Below are 22,801 nucleotides of genomic sequence, written 5' to 3'. Positions count from 1 at the left end.
CGTCATCCGTTCTGATAGAGGTCCACGAGAGTGTCGATCGAGGCCTTGGGGGTTTGTTCCGTGACACACAGGAGTTCGGCGTTCTTCAGTCTAGGATAGAACCGTTTCAGGGAGAGCCCGCCGACCAGGTTCTGCTTCCACAGTTTCCGGTCTGAGAATTTCCGCCGGTCCCTGGTCCGAATCACGAATTCATTAAAGCGAGGACCATTGAATAGAACCTCGACGGAGTCGATGGTCTTGAACCGGCCAAGGGCATACTGTGTTTTTGACATATTTTGAATCGCCACCTCACGCAATCCCTGCTTGCCCAGGAGAGAGAGGTAGATGGTGCTCATCAAGGCACACAGGGCCTGGTTGGTGCAGATATTGGAAGTCGCTTTCTCTCGGCGGATATGCTGTTCTCGGGTGGCCAGGGTCAGGACGAAGCCGCGTCGTCCGGTAGTGTCCACCGTCTGGCCGACCAGGCGTCCTGGCATCTGGCGGACATGCTTGTCCCGCGTGGCAATAAACCCGAGAACGGGGCCCCCGTAACTGATCGGGATACCGAGCGATTGACCTTCACCGGCCACGATGTCGGCGACCGGTTGGCCGTCTCCGGTCGGTTGGCCAGGCGGGCGCAGCAAGCCGAGCGAGATCGATTCCGCCACCGCGACCACCAGGAGCGATCCTCTCTCGTGGGCGAGTCGGGCAATCTCTTCAAGCTGTTCCACGTTTCCGAAGAAATTGGGAGATTGGATGATGACGGCTGCAATCTTATCGGAGAGGCGCTTCTTCAGTTCGTCCAAATCCACCTGTCCGCTTTCGGTAAATGCCACACTGCGCACGCGAGTGTTGAGGTGCCGCGTATAGGTGAGGAGGACTTCACGGTATTCAGGATGCACAGTCTCTGCCACCAGCAGGTCACTGCGGCCGGTTATACGTTGCGCCATGAGGGCGCTTTCGGTCATGGCCGTGGCTCCGTCGTACATGGAAGCGTTGGCCACCTCCATGCCGGTCAGCTGGCACATCAAGGACTGAAATTCAAAAATGGCTTGAAGGGTTCCCTGGCTGACTTCCGGCTGGTAAGGCGTATAAGCGGAGTAAAACTCCGTCCGTGAGATGAGATGATCCACCACGACCGGAATGAAATGTCGGTACATGCCTGCCCCAAGAAAAGAGACCGTCCCCGGGGCATTTTCGGCGGCGCAGGCCTTAAAGAATTCGAGGAGGGAAGGCTCGGAATAGGGGGGCGGCAGCTGGAGCGAGCGTTTCAGCCGGATGGCGGGGGGGATGTGGGCGAACAATTGGTCGACAGACTCCACCCCCACGGTCTGGAGCATGCGCTTTCGCTCGGCGTCAGATTTGGGGAGATAACGCATTATTCGGCGGCCTCGTCGTGGATGTATTCATCGTACTCCTCCGCCGACATGAGATCCTCCAGATCCGGGGGGTTCTTAATTTTTATCTCAATCAACCAGGCGTCCCCATGGGGATCGCTGTTCAGCGTCTCCGGAGAATTCACCACCGCCTCGTTGATCTCCGTTACTTCACCGGCCACGGGACAATAGATTTCCGAGACGGCTTTGACGGACTCGACTGTGCCGAACGACTCGTTGGTGTCGAAGTGATCGCCGACCTTCGGCAGTTCAACGAACACGATGTCCCCCAGTTGTTTTTGTGCGTAGTGGGTGATCCCGACAACTCCCGTCTTCCCGTTCACACGAATCCATTCGTGTTCCTTCGTATATAAGCAGTCTTCTGGATACTTGCTCATAGGTCCTCGGCCATCTTAATGTTTTCTCTTTTTGAGATCACCCAACGTTGCCGCTGGCGTGTGCTGTGCTTGGCTGTCTTGAGGTTTTTCGACTTAGGTTGTGAATGAATGCGAATGAATCGGTTAGAATGGCATCCACACCGGCTGGCAATCTACTTGGGTCGTTTATAAAACGGCGTGGCGACGATTCGGGCCGCGGCTGGGCGGGTCCGGATTTGAATCTGGATTTCAGTTCCGACCGCGGAATGGTCAACCGGCACGTAAGCCAGGCCGATGTTCCTTTTCAGGAAAGGCGCGGGCGATCCACTGGTCACCTGGCCCACCGTTTGACCTTTGAACAATACCGGGTAATGCTCCCGGGCAATTCCCGGCTCCGTCATTTCAAATCCAACCAGGATCCGCTTGACTCCCTCCTGCTTTTGTTTCAGGAGGAGGTCGCGGCCATTAAAGTCGCCTTTCTGGAGTTTGCAGATCCAGCCCAGATCCGCCTCGAGCACGGTCGTGGTGTCATCAATCTCGTGACCATAGAGGGCCATCTTCGCTTCGAGCCGCAAGGTGTTCCGTGCACCGAGACCCGCAGGTGCGATGCCTTCACTCGCCCCCGCCTCCATGATCCGATTCCAGAGGCGCTCGGACTCGGCCGGTGGAAAATAGATTTCAAACCCGTCCTCGCCCGTGTAGCCCGTTCGCGCGATCATGGCGTCCACCCCTTCGACCTTCCCGTAGGTGAACCAGTAATATCGGATGGCACTGAGATCCGTGGAGGTCAGCCGTTGCAACACGGACAAGGCACGCGGCCCCTGGACGGCCAATTGCGTGTATTCAGGGCTCAAGTTTCTCACTTCGGCGTCGAACCGGTTGTTCTTCACGATCCACGCGAAGTCCTTGTCGGAGTTCGAAGCATTCACGCACAAAAAATAATGATCGGGCCGGATGCGATGGACGAGCACATCATCGACAAAAGTTCCCTCGTACGTGGTCAGCCCGGAATAATGAACTTGTCCATCGGCAAGCTTGGAGGCATCGTTGGAAGTGACCTGCTGGACCAGGGCGAGCGCCTCCTTCCCCCGGATGTCGATCTCTCCCATGTGAGAAACATCAAATAATCCGACGGCGGTGCGAACCTTCAAATGCTCGCTCATAATGCCGGAGTACTCGACCGGCATCTCCCATCCCCCGAAGTCGACCATCTTGGCTTTGAGAGCGTGGTGAATCTTATTGAGGGCAGTTTTTTTCAGGGTTTGCGACTCAGCGGTGGTGGACACAGTGTTGTTCCTGGTGAAATCTAGCAACGAAAACCTAGCATAGCGAACGGGGGGTGTCAAGCCGGAAGCAGGTCCAGGATCGAAGCCGCGTGCTTCGGGTTCGAGAGACTCGAAGACCGCTCCTTCAACCCTTCTCTTCCAGGGCAGCCAGGACCTTCCTTAAGATTTCGATGATCTCCGCTCGTTCCACCTGCCCGCGTTTGAATCGGAGATCCAGTTGAAACTCCTGGTTGGGAGGAACGAAGTGAAAGGTAAAGGTCTTCGGACGTTTCGCAGATTCCGGTTGGCGTTCCTGGCGCGAGGCGGCGCGCGTCAACTCGTGACGCATGATACGCCGGGCCGTCGAAACCATTTTCTCATGCGATGGCTGACGGACGATTTCCAGCAGCATGGTCTTGGCCTGGATGCCCGCCTCCCGGCACAGCTTCTTCACATCCTCGGGCAGGGAGTTGATCGAAAGCGTTTCCGTGACCGAAGAGCGCGACTTCCCGATCTTCTTAGCGATGTCGTTGTGCGTGTATCCAAACCGGTCCGAGAGGGCCTTGAACCCGTCGGCTTCTTCAAAAGCCGTCAGGTCCTTCCTCTGCAGATTTTCGATGAGTGCGATTTCAGCCACCTCCGAATCGGTGGCCTCCTTTTCGATGCAAGGAATTTCTTTCAGTCCGGCCCGCACGCTGGCGGCGAACCTCCGCTCTCCTGAAATGATCATGAATTTCTGGGATTGAGGATCGAAGCGGACCAGGATGGGTTCCAGCACACCTTTTTCCTTGATCGAAGCGATCAGTTCCTCCAGTTCACCGAAATGTTGGCGCGGCTGGTTCGGGTTCGGCTCAATCCGGTCGACGGCGATCATGCGGCCCAGCGGCGCCCCCGTCTTGGCGGTCAAAGCGTCGACGTAATGGGCATCATGACGCATGTGAATCACAGTGGGCAGTCCGACGCGTTTAGGCACGGTGCAGCACCTCCTCGGAGAGCTTAAAATACTCAGCGGCCCCCGAAGAATCCGGGGCAAATGTAAAAATGGATTCCCGATACGCCGGGCTTTCTTCAAGGCGAACGCTCTTTGAAATCGTGGTTCTGAAGACGTTGTTGGAAAAGACCTTCCGGATTTGCGAGGTGATGTCCTTGGAGAGTCTGGTCCGCTTGTCTACCAGCGTGATGAGCACCCCGAGGATCTTCAGGTCCGGATTGGCGCGCGCCTTGACCTTCTCGAACGTTTCCAGAAGGTCGTCGGTTCCTTCGAGGGCGAAATAAGAGGCCTGAATGGGGACCAGCAAATGGGTGGATGCGACCAGGGCGTTCACTGTCGAGATGCCGAGTGCCGGCGGAGTGTCGATGATGACGACATCATAATCCGCGCGCACCGGCGCCAACGCGTCCTTGAGACGGAATGGAGCATCGAGTTCCCCGATCAGCTGACTCTCCAGCTTGGCCAACGAAATGCGGGCGGGCGCGAGATCAAGATGCCGTACCGAGGTGTGCTGGAGGATGTCTTTCATTTTGACCTGCGAGTCGGCGAGCACATCATAGGTCGAGTAAAGGAGCTGGTGAATATCGCAGAAGACAATCGAGGAGTTGGCCTGGGGGTCAATATCAACGAGAAGGGTACGCTTCCCCTTGCGGGCAAGGGCAGAGGCAAGATTGATCGCAGTCGTGGTCTTACCGACGCCCCCCTTTTGGTTCGCAATGGTGATAATCACGGGAAGCTCCGAGAGAAAGGGAATGGGAATGACGGCAAGAAAGCTTGAGTCACGTGAGCCATACTCGCCCCTTCGGGCTGGCAGGGATCGACAGTCCACCCTCATTGTAATCTGGATTTTGCTGGGAGCAACACTTTTTTTAGGGGAGGGGCGGCCGACCACCACTACATCTTGTATTTTCCCAGGTCTTCCTCGGTCAGGTTTTCAAGCCAGCGGCGCAGGTTTTCGTCCTTGAATTTGTCCGAAGTGAGCATCGCCGCTTTGGAGGTCTTCAGGACATCTTCCTCCACGAAGATCGGGGAGTCCATGCGCAAGGCCAGGGCCAGGGCGTCACTGGGGCGGGAGTCAATCGAGACGAGGCGACCGTCAATGTTCAACCACACGAGGGCATAAAAAGTGTCATCCTTCAACTCACTCACCACCACCCTTTGCAGAGTCGCACGAAGGCCAACAAGGATGTTCTTGATGAGATCATGAGTCATGGGACGGGGGGTCTGGACTTTTTCAATCTCGATCGCGATTGCGTTGGCTTCAAAATTACCCACCCAGATGGGAAGTATGGAAGCGCCCTCGGCTTCCTTCAAGACAACAATGGGCATATTAGTGACCGGATCCAACATCAGCCCGCGAATTTTCATTTCAATTTCCATGGGGTCCTCCCAGTTCGGCGCCCTCCGGGTGTGTTTGGATCATCGGACTTGAGAAAGAGTTGCCTTGCCAGGTGGGATCAGCACTCTCACCCACCAGGCTATTGACACCTGATTTCGTAATCCGGACCTTCACATAGCGACCCCGCAACGCCCTAGGGCCGCTGAAATTCACCACGTAGTTGGTGCTGGTCCGGCCCGCGAGGGTGTTTGGGTCCTTCACACTAAACCCGTCCACCAGAACCTCAACCTCCGTTCCAACCATGGACTTAGCTCGTTCAGTCTGGATCTCCCGCTGGCGATTCTGAAGGAACGCGAGCCGGCGCGATTTTTCTCCCGGCGATACATCATCAATCATCGCCCGGGCTTCAGTGTTTGGTCGCGGGGAGTAAATGAAGGAGTATAACTGCTGGTAACCCACGGTTTCGAGCAAAGAGAGGGATTCTTCAAACTCCGAGTCCGTTTCACCCGGGAAGCCGACAATGACATCGGAGGAGAGGGCAATCCCGCGGGGAGACTGTTTGATGAAATCCACTTTGCGCAGGTACTCTTCACGCGTGTATTCCCGCTGCATCCGCTTCAATACGGAGGTAGCGCCGGACTGCACCGGGAGATGCACGGCATTGCAAAGCGCGGGGTGGGCATTGATGGCGTCGACCACCTCGCGAACAAAGTTCTGGGGGTTGGAGGTGGCGAACCGCACGCGCCGGATGCCTTCCACCTCCGCCACCGCACCCAGAAGTTCGGCGAAGCTTCGTCTGCCCAGCGGGTCACGGTATGAGTTGACATTCTGCCCCAGTAATTGGACCTCGGTGTAACCTTCGTCCACCAGCCGTCGGACTTCTGCAATGACCTGATCGCTCGGACGGCTCCGCTCCGGTCCACGCGTATGCGGGACCACGCAAAAGGAGCACACGTTGTTACAGCCTTCGATGATTGTGAGATAGGCGCGGTAGGGACCAATCCGCTGCGTCACTTCGGTTTCAAAGCAGTGCTCGTCATCCTGGTGAATGTCGATGATGCGGTCTTTGCCGGATTCGAGTTCACGAATCAGGCGGGGGATGTTGTTATAGCTGGCCGACCCGACCACCAGGTGGACATTGGGCGCGCGCTGGAAGAACCGGGCGCCCTCCTGTTGCGCAACACAGCCCAGCACGCCCACCTTCTTCTGTGGAAAGGCCTTTTTCAGGGCCCCCAGTCTCGAAAAAACCTTCTCCGAAGCCTTTTCGCGAATGCTGCACGTATTGACCAGCACTAGCCCGGCCTCTTCGAGAGACTGCGTGACCTCGTACCCCATGCCAATCAACGTCCCCGCCACCTTCTCGGAGTCGTGGACATTCATGGCGCACCCGAAAGTCTCAATGTAAAACTTCTTGTTTTCCATTCCGTTGAAGCCTGTTCCGCATCCCTGAATACCAGTCACCCTGTCCCCTGGTTCGAACGCGCGCTGAGTCCCCTGCAGGCCCAAGTTCCGCAGATCCGGTTAAAGCAATACTCTGCAGCCGTTTCCGTGATGGCCCCTGGTCATGCGCTGAGCCCCCCGACGCCTGAGCACTCAGTTTCTACTTTGCTTCAGCAATTCTCTGGCATGCTTTTTTACAGCGTCCGTGATTCTAGCACCGCTCAGCATTCTTGCCAATTCGTTAATGCGGTCATCCTCGCCCAGGTGCTCGACGCGGGTGACGGTTCGGCCGCCCAACTCCACCTTTTCGATGAAGTAGTGGTGATCGGCAAACGAAGCGATCTGCGGCAGATGCGTCACGCACAGAATCTGGTTTTTTTGGGCAAGCGATTTCAGCTTTCGCCCTAAAACTTCCGCCGTTCGACCTCCGATCCCGGCATCCACTTCGTCAAACACCAAGGTTTTGATCCGGGAACCTGCGTGCGTGATGGTCTTGAGCGCTAACATCAGCCGCGAAATCTCCCCGCCGGAGGCGATCCGCGCCAGGGGCTTCAACGCTTCACCCACATTGGGAGAGACCAGATATTCGACGGCATCGAACCCGAACGGAGAGAACTCCACAGGGGAGCGGTCGAACTGGACTTTGAACCGGGTGCGCTCCATGGCCAGCTGCTTCAACTCATGCTCGAGCGCCTTCTCCATTTCCCGGGCGGTGCGCTGGCGCCGGTCCGACAACGTCGTCGCTTTGCTGAAGTAGCCTTCACTCAGCTGGCTCATCTGATGCTTGAGTGATTCCAGTTCCTCATCGCGATGCTCGAGGGCTTGGAGCCGCTGGGCGACGTCCTGGTAGAAGTCCAGGATCTCGTTGACGGTCGTTCCGTACTTGCGGCGCAGCTTCTCAATTTCCGCCATCCGGGATTCAACCTGCTGCAACCGGCCGGGACTGATATCGATCTTCCTCAAGTAATCCCGCATGCTGAGGGCCACATCCTCCAGCTGGATTCGAGCGGAACGCAGTTGCTCCAGGTTCGCAGCCAGGGTTTCATCAATTCGCGCAATGGACTCCAGCGAGCGTTCCGCCAGGGAAACGGTGCGTGCCGCCGCCGCCTCGGATTCATACAAGGAAGCATAGACCTCATTGGCCACCTCGAACAGCTTGGTGGCATTGGCGAGCAACCTGTGTTCGGCGTTGAGGATCTCGTCTTCCCCCGGTTTCAATTGAGCTGTCTCGATTTCCTTTTTTTGAAAAGAGAACAAATCGGCCAGTCGGTTCTGCTCTTTCTCATTGTGTTCGAGGGCCTCGCGTTGGGACCGGAGGGCAGTCAACTGTTGAGCCAGTTCCGCCAGTTCCTCCAGCAAACCCTGGTTTCCGGCAAATTCGTCCACGAGCGCGAGCTGAGCATCGGCCTCGGCCAGGGCTTGCTGTTCATTTTGTCCGTGGATGTCCACCAGCCAGCGGCCTAACGACTTGAGAGTGCTCACCGTGATCGGTTGATGATTGATAAACGCCCGGCTCTTCCCCTCGCGCGAGATCTCCCGTTTGAGAATGAGTTCCTCATCATTCGACTCCACTCCCTGGGCGTCGAGGAACCGCGTGATTGATGGGTTTTTGGCAATTTGAAAAACGCCGGAGACCGAGGCGTGGTCAGAACCCGTCCGGACCATCTCCGGCGAGGCCTTGCTCCCCAACAACAGCCCCAGCGCGTCCACGATGATGGATTTGCCCGAACCGGTCTCCCCCGAAAGGAGGTTGAGGCCACTATGGAACTCCATTTCCATTTGGTCGATGAGCGCGTAATTGGAAATGAAGAGATGCCTCAACATGGTGTCAAAGTCTATCATAATCACAAATCTTTAAGGTATGAGTTCACCTCGCCGGCAACGGCCTTTGCGACCTTGAAACCAGACCCGGTCGAATTCCAGGATTGCGTTCACTCCCTGACCTCGTTATACTAACTTTTCAGTTTGTTATTGATTTTAAACTATTGATGTGGCGTCACCGCACGTCGCTGAGGAGGACCGTTGAGCCATTTTGCCCTGTTGACACCGTTCGCCATCGTTTTTCCTTCCGACAAACTCGTCAATCTGGTAGTTCAGTCCGGGATAGTCGCCAAGGTCGTCCTGGGGATTCTGGTCTTTTTCTCATTGCTCTCGTGGGCCATCATCCTGAAGAAATTTGTGGTCTTCAAGCATGCCCGGTTCAGGAGCTCTCAATTCTTGCGGTTATTCCGGCGGAGCCAGAAGCTCTCGGAAATCAGCGCCGGCTGTGAGCCCTTGCGGGGGGCGCCGCTGACGGAAGTGTTCCTGTCCGGCTATCAGGAGTTGCAGAGTCAGATGGCGCTGACGGCGAGCAACCCGGGCACGGGACAGACGACCGTCCGAATGCCGATGCTCAAGAGCATTGAGTCCGTGCGGCGCGCGTTGCTGCGCGGTTCCTCGGCTGAGCTGTCGAAATTGGAGAAGAAACTCAATTGGCTGGCAACGACGGGGACGGTCACCCCGTTTATCGGTCTTTTCGGCACGGTCTGGGGGATCATTGATGCTTTTGAGGGGCTGGGGAGTTCGGGAAGCGCCAGCCTGAAAGCGGTGGCCCCCGGCATCTCCGAGGCCCTGATCACGACCGCGGCGGGCCTGTTTGCCGCTATCCCCGCGGTCATTTTCTACAATCATTTTCTTCACCAGCTCAAGGATTTTGCGGCCTCGATGGATGATTTCTCCTTGGAGTTTTTGAATCTCACGGAACGGAACTTCTTCTAATGGCGGACGGTCGGCGTCGTCCAACGTGATTCCAGGGTTTCTTCAATGGAGTAAAAGCCCATGGCCATCAGCACCCCGCGAGGAACAGTCGAGACATCGTTGTCGGAGATCAACATCACGCCCTTGGTGGATGTGGTTTTGGTCTTGCTCATCATTTTCATGATCACCGCGCCCGTCCTACAGTCGTCGATCGAAGTTAATTTACCGAAGACCAAGGCCGCCAAGGAATCCACCGAGCAGTTGGTGGTGGTGACCATTGCCAAGAAGCAAGTCTTGTACGTGGGGAACGATCCGGTGAAGTTCGACCAATTGGGGAACGAGGTCAAACGGCGCACTTTCGGACTGACTTCGCAGCCCATTTATCTCCGTATCGATGAGTCGGTTACGTATGGGACGCTGGCCACCGTACTTGACGCTTTGAAGCAAGCCGGTTTCGACGATGCCCAATTGGTCACGCAACCGTATGATAAAACTCCAGGTAAGTGACACCGCAGTGAACGCGGAGTTCGCGGAGGAAGGGAATTGCGTTCTCGGCGTCCTCGTCGGTGAACTCAATCTTGAATCCCTACATCTAAGTTGACGATGTACGAAGACTTCGAGCTTTACGATTATTTCTCAGCGGTCGCGGAAGACAGTATCAAGAGGACTTTTGTCTTTTCCCTGATCCTGCATGTCTTCTTTTTCTCTCTGGCCATCATAGGCGGACCCCTTCTTTCCAGATTCCTTCCCAATAAGTACATCTTGTTTGGGGGAGCGGGCGGGATTGGAGACTCCATCAACGTTCGGGCCATCCGGGAGTTACCCGGTCTGAAACTGCCAGCGCCGGAGCAGCCCACGGAAAGCAAGGTGGCAAGCGAGAACGAAGGGCTGTACCAACCCCCCCCGGAAGCGATCAAGGACTTCAAGAAACCGAAGCCTGCGCCCGTGGATGATACCAAGGCCTTGGCCCTCGAAGAACTGAAGAACCTGGAACGGCGCCGTCGCGAGGCTCAGCGCCGGCAAAACCTGCAGCAGCCGGACAATGCGGTCCCCTATGGGCGTGGCGGCCAGCCGAATTTTTCGTATGGGGAGTTCCGGGCCGGTGGACGAGCGGGCGGCGGGGTGGGGTTTGAAGGCGGCTTCGGAGAGCGCTATGCGTGGTATGCGCGGGCGATCGTTCAAAAGATCAGTTCCAATTTTCAGGAGCAGATGGTGGGTGCGCAGCTGCGGGAAGCGCCTCGCGTGTTTGTCTCCTTCACGATCGAAAAGGACGGGTCGGTGAGCAGCATTGTCCTGCGGTCATCCAGCGGGATTTCGTCTTTTGACGGGATGGCCGTCCGTTCCATTCAGGCCTCCAGCCCGATGCCGCCGCTGCCCGGTGATTTTCCGGGAAGCCGCGTGAACGTGGAGTGTTTTTTTGATTTTCGAAGATGACCATGGGGACTTAACCAATGAAACGATCCTTGATGTTTTGGCTGGCCGGTTTTTTCACGGTGCTTTTCCTGGGCGTGCCCTTCGGGCTGCGGGTTCTTCGGCCACAGGAAGGAGCCCTGTCCATCGATATCACGAAGGGTGTTCCCAAGTTCCGCGTGGCGATCGCGGATTTTCAGACCAAAGGCGTCGACGAGCAGACCCAGAAGCTGGCGTCGGTTTTTAACACGGTGTTGTTTAATGACGTTGACAGTGCCGGCCTTTTCGATCTTGTCAGCAAGAGTTTCATTCCATCCCGCCAGCCGGGGACAGTCGCCGAACTGAACCTCCCGGATTGGACGAATCCCCCCGTCAGCGCCGATATCCTGGCGTTTGGGAATATTCAAATGGAAGCAGGACAGCTGACGGTGGAAGCCCGTCTCTATGACCTGAAAAATGCCAACGCCCCGTCCATCATCGGCCGGCGCTATCGCGGGGAGCCCAATGAACTGAATGCCCGCTCCATGGCGCATCAGTTTGCGGATGAAATCGTGCTCCGGCTCAGCGGCGGGACCCGGGGCATCGCTTCGACCCGCATCGCCTTTGCGCATCGCGCGGGCCGGGGGAGAGGCAACAAGGAGATTTACATCTGCGACTATGACGGGTACAACCCTCATCCCATGCGCGTGTTCAACTCGATCAGTTTGACTCCGCGCTGGTCCCCCGACAACACCCGGATTGCCTTCACCACGTATCGTCAGGGCAATCCCGATATCGACGTCTTTTCTCTGGACACGAATGCTCTGCTGAGTTTCGCTCATTACCGCGGGCTCACGACGACTCCCGCCTGGTCGCCGGATGGCGAGAAGATCGCCTTCTGCTCCAGCATGAGCGGGTATCCCGAAATTTACGTGGGCGACTCGCACGGCATGAACCTCAAGCGGTTGACCTATTCAGCCCACTTCGGGAACAATTCGCCGACCTGGAATCCCAAAACCGGCGGCCAGATCGCCTTTATCTCTGACCGGAGCGGCATCGCCCAATTGTATGTGATGGATGCCGACGGCTCCAATGTCACCCGCCTGATCGATGAAGGCGGTTGGGTGGATGCTCCGTCCTGGTCCCCCGATGGACAATTCATTGCCTTCATGTGGAAACGGAAAGGCGAGGGCGGAACCTTCGATATCTACATCATCGAGGTCGCGACCCGCCGCTGGATCCAGTTGACGCAGGACCAGGGGCAAAACGAGAACCCCTCCTGGGCGCCCGACAGCAAGCATATCGTCTTTTCCTCCAACCGCACAGGGACTTACCAGTTGTACAGCATGCTGGCCAATGGAAAGAACGTAAAACAGATCACTACGCAGGGGGAAAGCACCAATCCCAACTGGTCGAATTGAACGGCGGGTGCAACCCCGCATTCCGACCTTTCATCTACCTGATTGACGCAGCCGGACGAGCGATGTATATTGTGATGTATAGGAACCGGCTGGACACACGGTAGACTCCTCGATGGCACGGATGATTCGAAAACAGATTTACATTGCCCCGGAACAAGATCATCGATTAAAAAAAATTGCCCGTGAATTAAGAACTACTGAGGCGAGCATCATCCGCCAGGGGTTGGACCGTTTGTTTACCGTCGGGGTCCACTCGGTTCAAAACCTTGATATTTGGAAACACGAACTGTCCTTCATCAAGAGGCGGGCCCGGTTGAAATCTGCTCCGCACAGACGTGCCTGGCGCCGGGACGAGATCCATGAACGTGGAAGCCTTTGTTGACACCGATATTCTGGTCAGCCTGTACGATGCCGCGTCACCGGAAAAACAGCGGAAGGCGTTGGCGTTGGCCGACGAGCTGGTTCGGGCCCGCACGGGAGTGATTAGTTCTCAGGTCCTCGACGAGTTTTTTGTCGCGGTCACGCGTAAGATCTCTCGACCGCTCTCTCCCCGGGAAGCCTTGCGGCGCATTCAATCGTTACTCAATTCATGGCGGGTCGTGGGAGTCACCCCCCCCATGGTGCGAGAGGCCGCCCGGGGCGTGGTGGAACATAAAATGAAGCTCTGGGACGCACAGATCTGGGCCACGGCCAAGCTGAGCGAGATCCCGGTGGTCTTCAGCGAGAACTTCCCATCAGGACGATCGTTGGAAGGGGTTCAGTTTCTTAACCCGTTTCTCAAGGATTTTCATTGGAGTTAGCGTCAAGGCTGTCACGCCATCATCAAGTGGTTTGCTAAGAGTCTGAGGACTTCATTCAAAGGGAGGAAAGTCATGCGACTGGATCGAAAATTGAAATGGTTGATTGTGATCGCATTTGTGTTGAGCCTGATGATCGCTGCCGGTGGCTGCAAGAAGAAACCGAAGGTTGCGCCGCCGCCGCCCCCGCCCCCGCCTGCCCCGGCCGCCCCCACGGCGAAGATAAGTGTCGATCCGTCGACGATTACGGAAGGGCAGTCGTCTACGCTGAGCTGGAACACAACCAACGCCACTGATGTTTCTATCGAACCCGGCGTCGGCAAAGTCAATCTTGAGGGATCTCAAACGGTCTCCCCCAGTTCCTCGACGACTTATACCATCACCGCGAAAGGCCCCGGCGGGACAGCCACTGACACGGCACGGCTCGGCGTCGGCACAAAGCCAGCGCCGGCACCGACCCCGCCGCCCGCCGGCCCGACGGCGGAAGAATTGTGGGACCGGAACGTGAAGAAGATTCTATTCGACTATGACAAGGCGGACATTCGCGCTGACCAGCAGTCCGCCGTGTCAAATAATGCTGAATTCTTAAAGGCGCATCCCACCTGGAGATTTTCGGTTGAAGGGAATTGCGATGAGCGCGGCTCCATTGAATACAACCTGGCCCTGGGCGATCGCCGCGCCAATGCGGTCAAGACGGCGCTCGTGGCGGCCGGTGTTGCGGCCGACCGTATCCGGACCATCAGTTATGGGAAGGAAAAAGCCCATAGCTGTGCCGATGAAGGGTGCTGGCAACAGGACCGCAATGCTTCGTTTGTGTTGAATCAGCATTAGAACAGTGACGGATGGTCGCCGGGGCGCGGGTGACACTGCGCGTTGAGCGCCGCCTTTGAATCGACTGACCCGATCAAAGGATCCTCTGAAACATCGCTTGGTGGGACCGCTCCGACCAGGTGAGACGTTCTTTGAAGCTGAATTGGAACGATGGGCCAAGACACCGTCGCCCCGAATGAAGGCCTCACAATCCGGGGTGGACGGAGTCCAAGGCATGGTATGATCACCGGCGGCCCCGCTGGGCAGGGCCGCCGGTGTATCCATTTCCGCGTGTCGTTTTCGCAGGCAAGCAGCTTGAATTGGGGTTCTCAATCGCATCTCCGACTTCCGACTTCTGGCCTCTGACTTCAGGATCCTGAAAAACAGTCCTTCGATTGAGCCGGAAACTCCATGTTAATTCCGAGAATCTCTGGCGAGCCACCAAGGGAGGTTTAATTGAAACGCAAGAATATATTCTTTCCCGTTTTAATCTTGTTGACAGGGTTTTTCTGGGCCCCGCCGCAGTATGCTGTCAACAAGGAAACTGTGCAATTGCTGCAACAGGTTTCTGCGATGCAGCAGCAACTCCGGGACCTGCAGGATGGACAGACCAAGAGCAATGCCATCCTTCAGAAGCTGACCGAGCAAATCCTCGACCAGGTGACCCGCCTGAGCGCTTCGATCGATGATATCAAGAAATCGAATGCGCAAACGCAGGCCGCCGTCAGTGCCAACGTGGATTCTCTCAAGGGAAATCTCCAGATCACCCAGGAAAGTCTTGATGAGTTAAAGGCTCGCCTGACCAAGCTGGCGACGGATCTGGCCGCGCTGAAGACGACCGTCCAATCGATCGATTCGAAGATCGCTTCACCTTCGCCAACCGGGGCGCCTACGCCCGGGGATTCGGGACAGGTCGCCGCTCCCCCCACGGGGCCAGCCACTGGCACCCCTCCGGATTCTCCCGACGCCATCTATGCCTCGGCGCTCAGTGATTACACCAGCGGACGCTACAAGATGGCCCTCGGAGAGTTTCAGCAGTATCTGAAATACTATGGGACGACGCCCCTCGCCGGGAATGCCCAGTTCTATATCGGGCAGATTCACTTTATGCAGGAGAACTATGACGACGCCATTTCGGCCTTTAATGTGGTCATCGAGCGGTATGCAGAGGGGACCAAGGTGACCCAGGCGATATACAAGAAAGGCCTGGCGATGGAGAAACTGGGTCAAAAAACCTCCGCTATCAAGGAATTCCGGACGCTGGTGAACCGGTATCCAAACAGCCCGGAGGCCAAACTGGCCGCTCAGGAGCTTTCAAAACTGGGCGCGCGAACGAGCGGTGCGGCGACAGGCCGCACCCCACCCAAGCGGCGATGAATGACCCTTTAGGAAATTAGGTGTTGAATCTTTCGATGAGCCCAGATAAAATTTGCGTTGATCGAAGCATTCAGCAAACCCCCAACCCCCAGTTTAATGCTCATCGGCTCCTGATTTGTGTGTTGTAATCGTGTGGATCCGCAGGTTTCTTATGAAACTCGTTGACCGCAAGTGGCGCGAAGGATGCAAAACCCCTAGCTCTTATTGCCCCTGGCCTTCTTTGCGAACTCCGCGCCTCTGCGGTTTGGTCTGCACACATGTAAATTAAATTTTAACTTGCAGACGGATGGGCATTGCGGCATAGTTTGCCCGCACCCATCCATCACGGAGGCAACCATGGCGAATTCAGTCAACAAAGTAATTCTGGTGGGGCGTTTGGGAAAAGATCCCGAAACGAAGTTCACGCAGGGAGGGGTCCAGGTGACGCGTTTTTCGCTGGCCACGGATGAGCAATGGACCGATAAGAGCGGCGAGAAGCAGCGCCGTACCGAATGGCATAACATCGTCGCTTGGAGCAAGCTGGGGGAGATCTGCCAGAAGTACCTGGTAAAGGGGAAGCTGGTTTATATCGAAGGTCGCCTCCAAACTCAATCGTGGGACGACCAGGAAGGGAAGAAGCATACCCGCACCGAAATCCGGGCCGACAACATGGTGATGCTCAGCCCTGCCACGCCGGGCGCGGGTGCAGGAGCAGAGACGGGCGGTGGAGCTCCCGCCGTGCGGGAGCCGGAACCCGCTCCCGAGCCAGCCCCGGCCTCAGACATCGGTGATGACGATGTGCCGTTTTGAAAGAATTGGAAAAAATGGGGTGCCGCAGGTATGTCCGCCATGCCGGACATGCCTGCGTAGTTGGATCCAAGATGTTCTCATCCTCGGAACGGGCTCCTTCGAGAATACTTTCTCCTCGTCGCGGGAGTCCTGCTTCTTAGTTCAGCGTTTTTCGGGATAAGATCCCCTCGCCTGCATGTAGATACTACATACGGTCAGTTCAGGCGCCGACATTCGACGCAGGCATGCAAAGAACGCATGCCTGCGGCACCCGTGCGGCACCCGCGGAGGGATGATCCGCACTTATTCTGCCTTTTGGCGGTGTTCAATATCCTTGATCTTGAAATAGAGCGTGACAATCACCGCCAGAATAATGATCAAGGAAACCGCAAGACCCTTGCGGCGGAATTGATATTCCGAGAGAACCTGTTTCCCTTTCTCTTCAGTCCGGACCGCGATTTTCAAGCCCTCCTTCACATCACTCTCCACATTGGCCGCATTAAAGGAATGAACCTGGGTCCGTGCCTTGGTCAGATCCTGGCGTCCCTCGATTAAATCGTATTTGGGCTGGCTGACCTCCATCCCTTTTTGCTCCGCCTGAGTGATCAGAGATTCGGAGCCGGCCAGGGCCACCTTCAATTGATCGATTCCTTTCCTCATGGAGGCCGCCTGCTGGTAACCTGCTTCGCCGGCGACATGGCACTGCACGCACAACGCTCCATCGGCGACCCCCAGCATGTCATCGGTCGGTTTCTTGATCTCGTGATTTCCGTGACAATGGACGCACGAAGGAAGATCCATCTTCGCGAAGGCCGCCTTGTGAGGACTTTTGTCAAACAGATCGGCAAACACCGCGTGGCACTGGCCGCACACGTTCGCGACCGATCCAATGCCCGGGGGAGTCGCGCCGTGATTCCCGTGACACTTGTTACAGGTCGGGGCGGAGAGGTCCCCCTTCTTCACCAGCGCCTCGTAGTGAACGCTCTTCTGGAATTCCTCTTTCTGGTTGGTCTTGATGTGATAGGGGGCCATGAGCTGAGCGTTGCTGTGGCACACGCCACAAGTGTCCGCCACATTCAACGGGTACACCCGGGCGCGAGGATCGCTCACCAGGCGAATCTCGTGAACTCCATGGCAGCTGACGCAGGTGGCCACGTTGATGTCCCCACCCTGTAATCTCTTTCCATGAACACTGGTGAAGTACTCGCTCACCTGGTCCACACGCTCCGCCGGGTTGTATTTCTTCATGAATGCCGCATCGCTGTGACATTTTCCGCACATCTGAACGATGGCCAGGCCTTTCGGTGCTCCTACGAAGCCCTTCGCCCGATTCATCGCCAGCTTGTCATCCATCTGCGCAGGGTCTCCTCCATGGCAGTCGGCACACGTGAACCCCTTGACCATGTGAATATCAGTGGCCCACTTCTCGGCAGTGACCTGCAGATTCCCTTCGAGCGCGGAATGGCAATCCAAGCAGGTATTCTGCTTGGCCTGTGCAAATGTGAGGTGGGGGATCAGTAAGCTGAGGCAAAGGGTTCCCCAGAATCCCGCCCGTGCAATCCATTTTGATTTTGAGGTCATGTCACACCCGGTAGCCAACAATGGTCAAGACGATGATGTAAATGACGATGAAAACGCCGATGCCCGAGAACAAGCGTGTCCTGCGGTGATGCGCGGGGTCGCGATCAAGAAAGGGGACAAGCAGAAGGAACAGTCCGCCAACTCCGAAGGCCATGATCCCGAGCACTTCGCCGTCCAGGCCCAGGATCTTTGCGGGAATGAACTTGAGCGTTTGGAACATATAAACGAAGTACCACTCGGGCCGGATGCCGGCGGGGGCCGGAGCAAAGGGGTCCGCCTTCTTTCCCAACTCCCAGGGCATGAGCGCCGCCAGGGCGGCCAGCACGGCAATAACCACGTACCATCCGAGGAGGTCATGCAGGAAGAAATTGGGGAAAAAGGGCACGTCGCGGACGGGTTTCTGCCCCGTCTCTGCCGCTTTCTCGACCCCGATGGGGACACTCATGCCGAGGCGTTGCACCAGCACCACATGGATGGTCAGAATCAGGGTGACAAGGCCGGGAAGGATGGCGATGTGGAAACCGTAAAACCGGGAGAGAGTCGCCCCGGTGACATCATCCCCTCCACGCAGGAGGCGGACCATGAACTTACCCACGAAGGGAACGATCCCGGCAATCTCTGTTCCCACCTTTGTTGCGAAAAAGGAGAGTTCATTCCAGGGCAGGAGATACCCGGAAAAGCCGAATGCCAACACCAGGGCGAAAAGCCCGAATCCCGTGACCCAGGTCAATTCCCGGGGTTTGCGGTAAGATTTCAGGAAGTAAACGCTGAACAGGTGAATGAACATGGTGGCGATCATCAGATTGGCGGACCAGCTGTGGATGGACCGGATCAACCATCCAAACCGGACCTCCGTCATGATGAACTGGACACTCTCATAGGCCTCTTCGGCGCTGGGACGATAATACATGGTCAGAAGAATACCTGTCCCCACCTGGACAAAAAAGAGAAAGAGGGTCATGCCTCCGAAGTAATACCAGACGGAATGGCGATGTTGAGGGACCGCTTTCTTGGACATGAAATGGATCAGGCTTTCCAATTGAACCCGTTCGTCGATCCATTCATAGAGCGCTGTTGAAAGTCCTTTTCCTCTGGCCATGATCATCCTTTCGAGACAACCACGTCTTCACCGCGCAAGTTGACTTTGAATGTTTCCAACGGTCTGGGAGGAGGGCCGCTCACGTTTCTGCCGGAGAGATCATACATTCCGTTATGGCAAGCGCACCAGATCTGAGAGGTCTCCTTCTTGTACTGAACCGTGCATTCCAGGTGAGTGCAGATCGCGGAGAAGGCCCGAAACTCGCCGTCCGGGGTCCGTACCAGGATGCCCGGCTTGCTGCCAAATTTGAAAATCTGACCGGAGTTGTTCTTGAGTTCGCCCCCCTTCGCAATCACCACGCTGGCGGTCGCGGGTTCACCCGTCTTGGGGGGAGTGAGATACTTCATCACGGGATAGAAAATCGCGACGATGGACGCGCCGATAGAGGTCGAGAGCAGAAAGTTGAGAAAAGAGCGGCGAGGTGTTGCGGTGGAAGATGTTCCCTGCGTCGGTTGAGTGTTCAAGAAACGCCTCCGTGGTTCGGAATAGGGAATAGGTGTTAGGTGATAGGTATCAGTTCCTATCGAGCGGCGATCGGTCACTTTGCTTGGATGCGAAGAGGAAACTCAGCAATTCTCAACCGAACTTCGCAATTGAAATTGTGGGCCGTCGATTTGGCATCATTTTTGAGAGTGTCCTCAGCTCGGTCATGGCCAACAACTGAAATCTAGCACCTAGCACCTATCACCTATTACCTAACACCTAGTTCAAAATCCAGTCAACAGATCGGGCAGAACCTTTGGATTGGCCTCGTCGGTGGCCAGCAGATCGTGACAGGTGGAACAATCCTGCGGGATCTTCCGCCCATCGGCGCTGATGTGATTGTCATCATGGCATCGCCAGCAACCCGGAAAGTCCTGGTGCCCAATGTTGTTGGGATAGGTCCCCCAGACTATCCTCATTTCGGGAAACACGTTGGTCGAATAGACTTGTTGGAGCGCGGCGATGGATTTTCCGATCGCCTCCTGCTGGGTGGAAAAGATCTGAGGATAATTGGTGCGGTAAAAATTTTCAAGACCTGATTTGATCGCTTCCCGCGCCGCCTGCTGGGTCGGATACTCCTGGGTCAGGAGCTGGAGCGCCTGCTTCTTGATGAAAGGAAGGGAGGGGTCCACTTTTTTTACCAGCATGACTTCGTCAATGGCGGGTCCCGGCATCTTGTAAATGTGGGTCGGCCGGTTATGACAATCGATGCAATCCATCGTTCGCAAAGGGATCTTTGACAATTCGTCGGCGGTCATTTTGGAGTCGGCTGCCACGAAGGTCGTGACCTTGCCCTGGGGGTCGGTCAGTTGAACCCAGGGGATTTGCTGCCTTTGCTTGTCTGCGGGAATATAAGTGATCTTGTTCTGGCTGTACATGTGCCACCAGTGAATGCCTCCCGCGTTGCCGCTCTGAAGATGTCCCCCCCCCACCTTGATCACGAGAATGGTCTTTAAGGGCGTGTTGGCCTCGTCCTCAGAAAACTTGGTTTTCACAACAATACGGTTCCCGATAAATTTTTCAGGCCAGTGACACTGCTCGCAGGTTTCACGTGACGGCCGCAAATTCTCGATGGGAGTCGGAATGGGGCGGGGAAACCGATTAAAGGTGACGGCATACACCTGATAGGATCCGGAGAGTTTCGACTTCACAAACCAGGAGGCACCCGGCCCGATATGACAGTTGACGCACTCGACGCGCGAGTGCGGGGACCGCTCATAGGCAGTGAATTCGGGGGTCATCACGGTATGGCAGGTTTGACCACAAAACTCCGAAGAGTCCATGTGCTGCACGCCCTTGTAACTGACGACGGCCAGGATGAGAATGTTGGCGAGAGTGATAAAACCGAAGACGGAAATTACATGGCGGACGCGGGCGTCGTTGAAATCGAGGCGAGGAAAGCGCTCCGCCTCCACCTCTCCATTCGCCCGTTGCTGTCTCCTCTTCCGGTTCGACTGATGGATGCCAAGGGGGATGACTACGAGTCCTGCCACAAAGATACTCGGAAGGACCACGAAGGCGATAATACCAGCGTATGGGTTGTGAAAGTACCCGATGGCGTCCAGCAGGAACATCATGATAATGAACACTGCTGTCACCGTACAGGTGACCGCCCCCCACAGGCTCAACCAGTGACTCCCGATGGTGAGGAGGAAATGCAGAATGCCAAACCAGACCTTGTGCAGAATAGAGGAATCAGGATCCGGGGGATTTATACTGACCATGGATTTATGAAAGCCCTTCTTCGAGAAAGAAATACTCCTTACACCCGCAAGGCGATCCGTTCTCTGGCAATATCCACTTGTCTCAAGCGGGTGAAGGAAGTCGATGTAAACTCTGCAGCTCCGCAATCTTATTTCACAGTCGCCGCGCTTAGCTCTTGTGAGAAGCCGCAGGTGAGGACGACAGCAACTGGTACGCCAAAACTTCCAACCCGATTCCAAACTCTTAAGTGCTTGATCTTAGGTCGAATGATACAAACAAACACGGTTCAGGCAAAGCCAAAAGTGTTGAATTGCTATGGTACCGTTGCATTGGAGTGTTGCACTTCCGGATGAGCTTAGCCTTGAGCGAAAAACAGGTGGGTGAGGAAAGTGCCCGAAAGGACCGCGAATAAAGCTGAATTCTTGATCTTTTGGGGAGGGAGCGATGGGGAAGGGGGATTTTTTATTGGCCAGGCTCTCCTCCATGCAGAGGGCTAATTGGAGGTGAGCGTCCATCACCCAACGAGGAAAGAGTGACGGAACTCGGTGTGGAGCCTGGCCAAACTTGTGTCCTTCGGCAGCCCCGGGGTTTCCGCCACGTTCAGCGGCGGGACCGGGCATAGCTGGGACGATCCGCAAACGACTGGCTTCGATCCGCCTCGAGGACAGGAGGGGCGAAAGCGTTTCCTGCTTCTTCCTTTGAATCGGCGAAGATCGGGAAGAATCGGGAAGCTTGGGAGAAGATGACGAATCCGAGCGATACGATCATCACCGTCACCATGATTTCCAGAAAACTGGGAAAGTAGGTGGTCATCGATCCACGGGTCATTCCAGTAATCGAGACATTCAGCCGGTTCATGACAAACCCGAGGAGCACCAACACGGCCGAAGCAAACAGTCCGAAGTTGTGATAACGAACCCGGCGGAACATCAACAGCACCATCGGCGCGATGATCCCCATGGTGACTTCGGTCCAGTACAGAATGGCCTCCTGGGTGGGTTGGAACAGGTAACCCCAGACATGACGGTATTGGAGATCCTGCACCTTCAGGACGAACAGGACGGCGAGGACGACGACCGCAATCTTTCCGAGGTCCGCAAGCAGATCCATTTCGAGTTTCTTTTTGAAGGCGCGGTTGCTGAGATACGACTCAAAAATGGTCATGCACAACCCTACCGCCACCGCCGACACAAAAAAGAAGATCGGCAGGATGGGTGAATACCACAGCGGGTGAAGCTTGGTGGGCATGATCAAGTAGAGGGATCCCAGAGAGGACTGATGCAACGTGGAGAGAATGACTCCCAGGATCACGAGCGGGATGGAGATTTTGTGGATGATCTTTAAAGGTCCTTCCAGTTTGAATTTCTCAAAAACGATGGGACTAAACTCGAGGGCCAGGACTGTCGTGTAGAGCATCACGCACCACGCCACCTCAAACATGACTGAATGCGGATTCCACATCACGAGGGCATGCCAGATGCGATACGGCCTGCCGAGATCCACGAGCAAGGCGGTGATCACCAGCAGGTATCCCAGGAAGGCGGTCAGGATGGTGGGGCGAATGATAGGACGGAAGCGCTCCACATTGAAAATATAGACAGCGGCACAGATGGTGAAGCCCCCGGCGGCCAGTCCCACTCCACAAAGGAGGTCAAAACCGATCCACAGCCCCCAGGGGAAGAGGTCGGTCATGTTGCTTGCGGCTCCCAGGCCACGGGTGTACCGGACAAACAGCGCATAGGCCCCCAGGATCATGAAGACGGCCACAACCGCCCTCCAAAAGGTGATCCTTGGAATTCGCGAGCGACTGAGATTCATAGCTGTTTCCTTTCGTCGAGGAGCGATATGGTGTCGGTCGCGTGAACTCTC

21 protein-coding genes are annotated in these 22,801 nt (G+C 56.1%); 8 read left to right on the top strand and 13 right to left on the bottom strand.

The features are described from left to right. Positions 1–2: 2 nt before the first annotated feature. From gcvPA to recN, 8 genes are all read right to left on the bottom strand, one after another. Positions 3–1,358, bottom strand: coding sequence for an aminomethyl-transferring glycine dehydrogenase subunit GcvPA (gene gcvPA / locus LAO21_10145; protein ID MBZ5553071.1), 1,356 nt, complete (start codon positions 1,356–1,358; stop codon positions 3–5). Next, positions 1,358–1,753, bottom strand: coding sequence for a glycine cleavage system protein GcvH (gene gcvH / locus LAO21_10140; protein MBZ5553070.1), 396 nt, complete (start codon positions 1,751–1,753; stop codon positions 1,358–1,360). Before gcvH ends, gcvPA begins: the two co-directional genes overlap by 1 nt. A 152-nt stretch (positions 1,754–1,905) precedes the next feature. Beyond that, positions 1,906–3,018: a glycine cleavage system aminomethyltransferase GcvT gene (gene gcvT / locus LAO21_10135; GenBank protein MBZ5553069.1), complete on the bottom strand. Its 1,113-nt coding sequence runs from the start codon at positions 3,016–3,018 to the stop codon at positions 1,906–1,908. A gap of 124 nt (positions 3,019–3,142) precedes the next feature. Next, complete coding sequence (locus LAO21_10130; GenBank protein ID MBZ5553068.1) at positions 3,143–3,970, bottom strand: ParB/RepB/Spo0J family partition protein; 828 nt, start codon at positions 3,968–3,970, stop codon at positions 3,143–3,145. Continuing rightward, complete coding sequence (locus LAO21_10125; GenBank protein MBZ5553067.1) at positions 3,963–4,823, bottom strand: ParA family protein; 861 nt, start codon at positions 4,821–4,823, stop codon at positions 3,963–3,965. The genes LAO21_10130 and LAO21_10125 overlap by 8 nt, the downstream gene beginning before the upstream one ends. 59 nt (positions 4,824–4,882) lie before the next feature. Further along, positions 4,883–5,368 (bottom strand): bifunctional nuclease family protein, encoded by a 486-nt coding sequence (locus LAO21_10120; protein MBZ5553066.1) that lies wholly within the window; start codon positions 5,366–5,368, stop codon positions 4,883–4,885. Further along, complete coding sequence (miaB, locus tag LAO21_10115) at positions 5,358–6,749, bottom strand: tRNA (N6-isopentenyl adenosine(37)-C2)-methylthiotransferase MiaB (GenBank protein ID MBZ5553065.1); 1,392 nt, start codon at positions 6,747–6,749, stop codon at positions 5,358–5,360. Before miaB ends, LAO21_10120 begins: the two co-directional genes overlap by 11 nt. 171 nt (positions 6,750–6,920) lie before the next feature. After that, on the bottom strand, positions 6,921–8,609 hold the full coding sequence (gene recN / locus LAO21_10110; GenBank protein MBZ5553064.1) for a DNA repair protein RecN: 1,689 nt from the start codon (positions 8,607–8,609) through the stop codon (positions 6,921–6,923). Between the two features lie 213 nt (positions 8,610–8,822). Between recN and LAO21_10105 the strand changes: the two genes are divergently transcribed. The 8 genes from LAO21_10105 (at position 8,823) to LAO21_10070 (ending at position 16,086) form a co-directional block, all read left to right on the top strand. After that, positions 8,823–9,524 (top strand): MotA/TolQ/ExbB proton channel family protein, encoded by a 702-nt coding sequence (locus tag LAO21_10105; GenBank protein MBZ5553063.1) that lies wholly within the window; start codon positions 8,823–8,825, stop codon positions 9,522–9,524. 60 nt (positions 9,525–9,584) lie between these two features. After that, positions 9,585–10,010 (top strand): biopolymer transporter ExbD, encoded by a 426-nt coding sequence (locus LAO21_10100; protein ID MBZ5553062.1) that lies wholly within the window; start codon positions 9,585–9,587, stop codon positions 10,008–10,010. 96 nt (positions 10,011–10,106) lie between these two features. Further along, on the top strand, positions 10,107–10,937 hold the full coding sequence (locus LAO21_10095; GenBank protein ID MBZ5553061.1) for a TonB family protein: 831 nt from the start codon (positions 10,107–10,109) through the stop codon (positions 10,935–10,937). Positions 10,938–10,954: 17 nt separating this feature from the next. Then, positions 10,955–12,313, top strand: coding sequence for a Tol-Pal system beta propeller repeat protein TolB (tolB, locus tag LAO21_10090; GenBank protein MBZ5553060.1), 1,359 nt, complete (start codon positions 10,955–10,957; stop codon positions 12,311–12,313). Between the two features lie 359 nt (positions 12,314–12,672). Continuing rightward, complete coding sequence (locus LAO21_10085; protein MBZ5553059.1) at positions 12,673–13,113, top strand: PIN domain-containing protein; 441 nt, start codon at positions 12,673–12,675, stop codon at positions 13,111–13,113. 72 nt (positions 13,114–13,185) lie between these two features. Next, a complete protein-coding gene (locus tag LAO21_10080; protein ID MBZ5553058.1) occupies positions 13,186–13,941 on the top strand; it encodes an OmpA family protein in 756 nt (251 codons plus the stop codon). Between the two features lie 435 nt (positions 13,942–14,376). Then, positions 14,377–15,297, top strand: coding sequence for a tol-pal system protein YbgF (gene ybgF, locus LAO21_10075; GenBank protein MBZ5553057.1), 921 nt, complete (start codon positions 14,377–14,379; stop codon positions 15,295–15,297). A gap of 336 nt (positions 15,298–15,633) precedes the next feature. Beyond that, positions 15,634–16,086, top strand: coding sequence for a single-stranded DNA-binding protein (locus LAO21_10070; protein MBZ5553056.1), 453 nt, complete (start codon positions 15,634–15,636; stop codon positions 16,084–16,086). A 282-nt stretch (positions 16,087–16,368) separates the two neighbouring features. Here LAO21_10070 and LAO21_10065 read toward each other — a convergent pair whose 3' ends face one another. From LAO21_10065 to hybB, 5 genes are all read right to left on the bottom strand, one after another. Continuing rightward, entirely contained in the window at positions 16,369–17,646 is a 1,278-nt protein-coding gene (locus LAO21_10065; protein MBZ5553055.1) for a cytochrome c3 family protein, read from the bottom strand. Between the two features lies 1 nt (position 17,647). Further along, a complete protein-coding gene (locus LAO21_10060) occupies positions 17,648–18,745 on the bottom strand; it encodes a cytochrome bc complex cytochrome b subunit (protein MBZ5553054.1) in 1,098 nt (365 codons plus the stop codon). Between the two features lie 2 nt (positions 18,746–18,747). Further along, positions 18,748–19,092, bottom strand: coding sequence for a Rieske (2Fe-2S) protein (locus tag LAO21_10055; GenBank protein ID MBZ5553053.1), 345 nt, complete (start codon positions 19,090–19,092; stop codon positions 18,748–18,750). A gap of 360 nt (positions 19,093–19,452) precedes the next feature. Further along, entirely contained in the window at positions 19,453–20,952 is a 1,500-nt protein-coding gene (locus tag LAO21_10050; protein ID MBZ5553052.1) for a NapC/NirT family cytochrome c, read from the bottom strand. Between the two features lie 580 nt (positions 20,953–21,532). Continuing rightward, positions 21,533–22,750 carry a Ni/Fe-hydrogenase cytochrome b subunit gene (gene hybB / locus LAO21_10045; protein MBZ5553051.1) on the bottom strand — a complete coding sequence of 406 codons (1,218 nt, stop codon included), beginning with the start codon at positions 22,748–22,750 and terminating at the stop codon, positions 21,533–21,535. Positions 22,751–22,801 lie beyond the last annotated feature (51 nt).

It is taken from the genome of Terriglobia bacterium, from assembly GCA_020073085.1.
In the GTDB taxonomy this organism is placed as follows: Bacteria; Acidobacteriota; Terriglobia; order JAIQFV01; family JAIQFV01; genus JAIQFV01.
The sequence above is the reverse complement of the archived record's forward strand: the minus strand, read 5'-3'. Positions and strand labels throughout refer to the sequence as shown.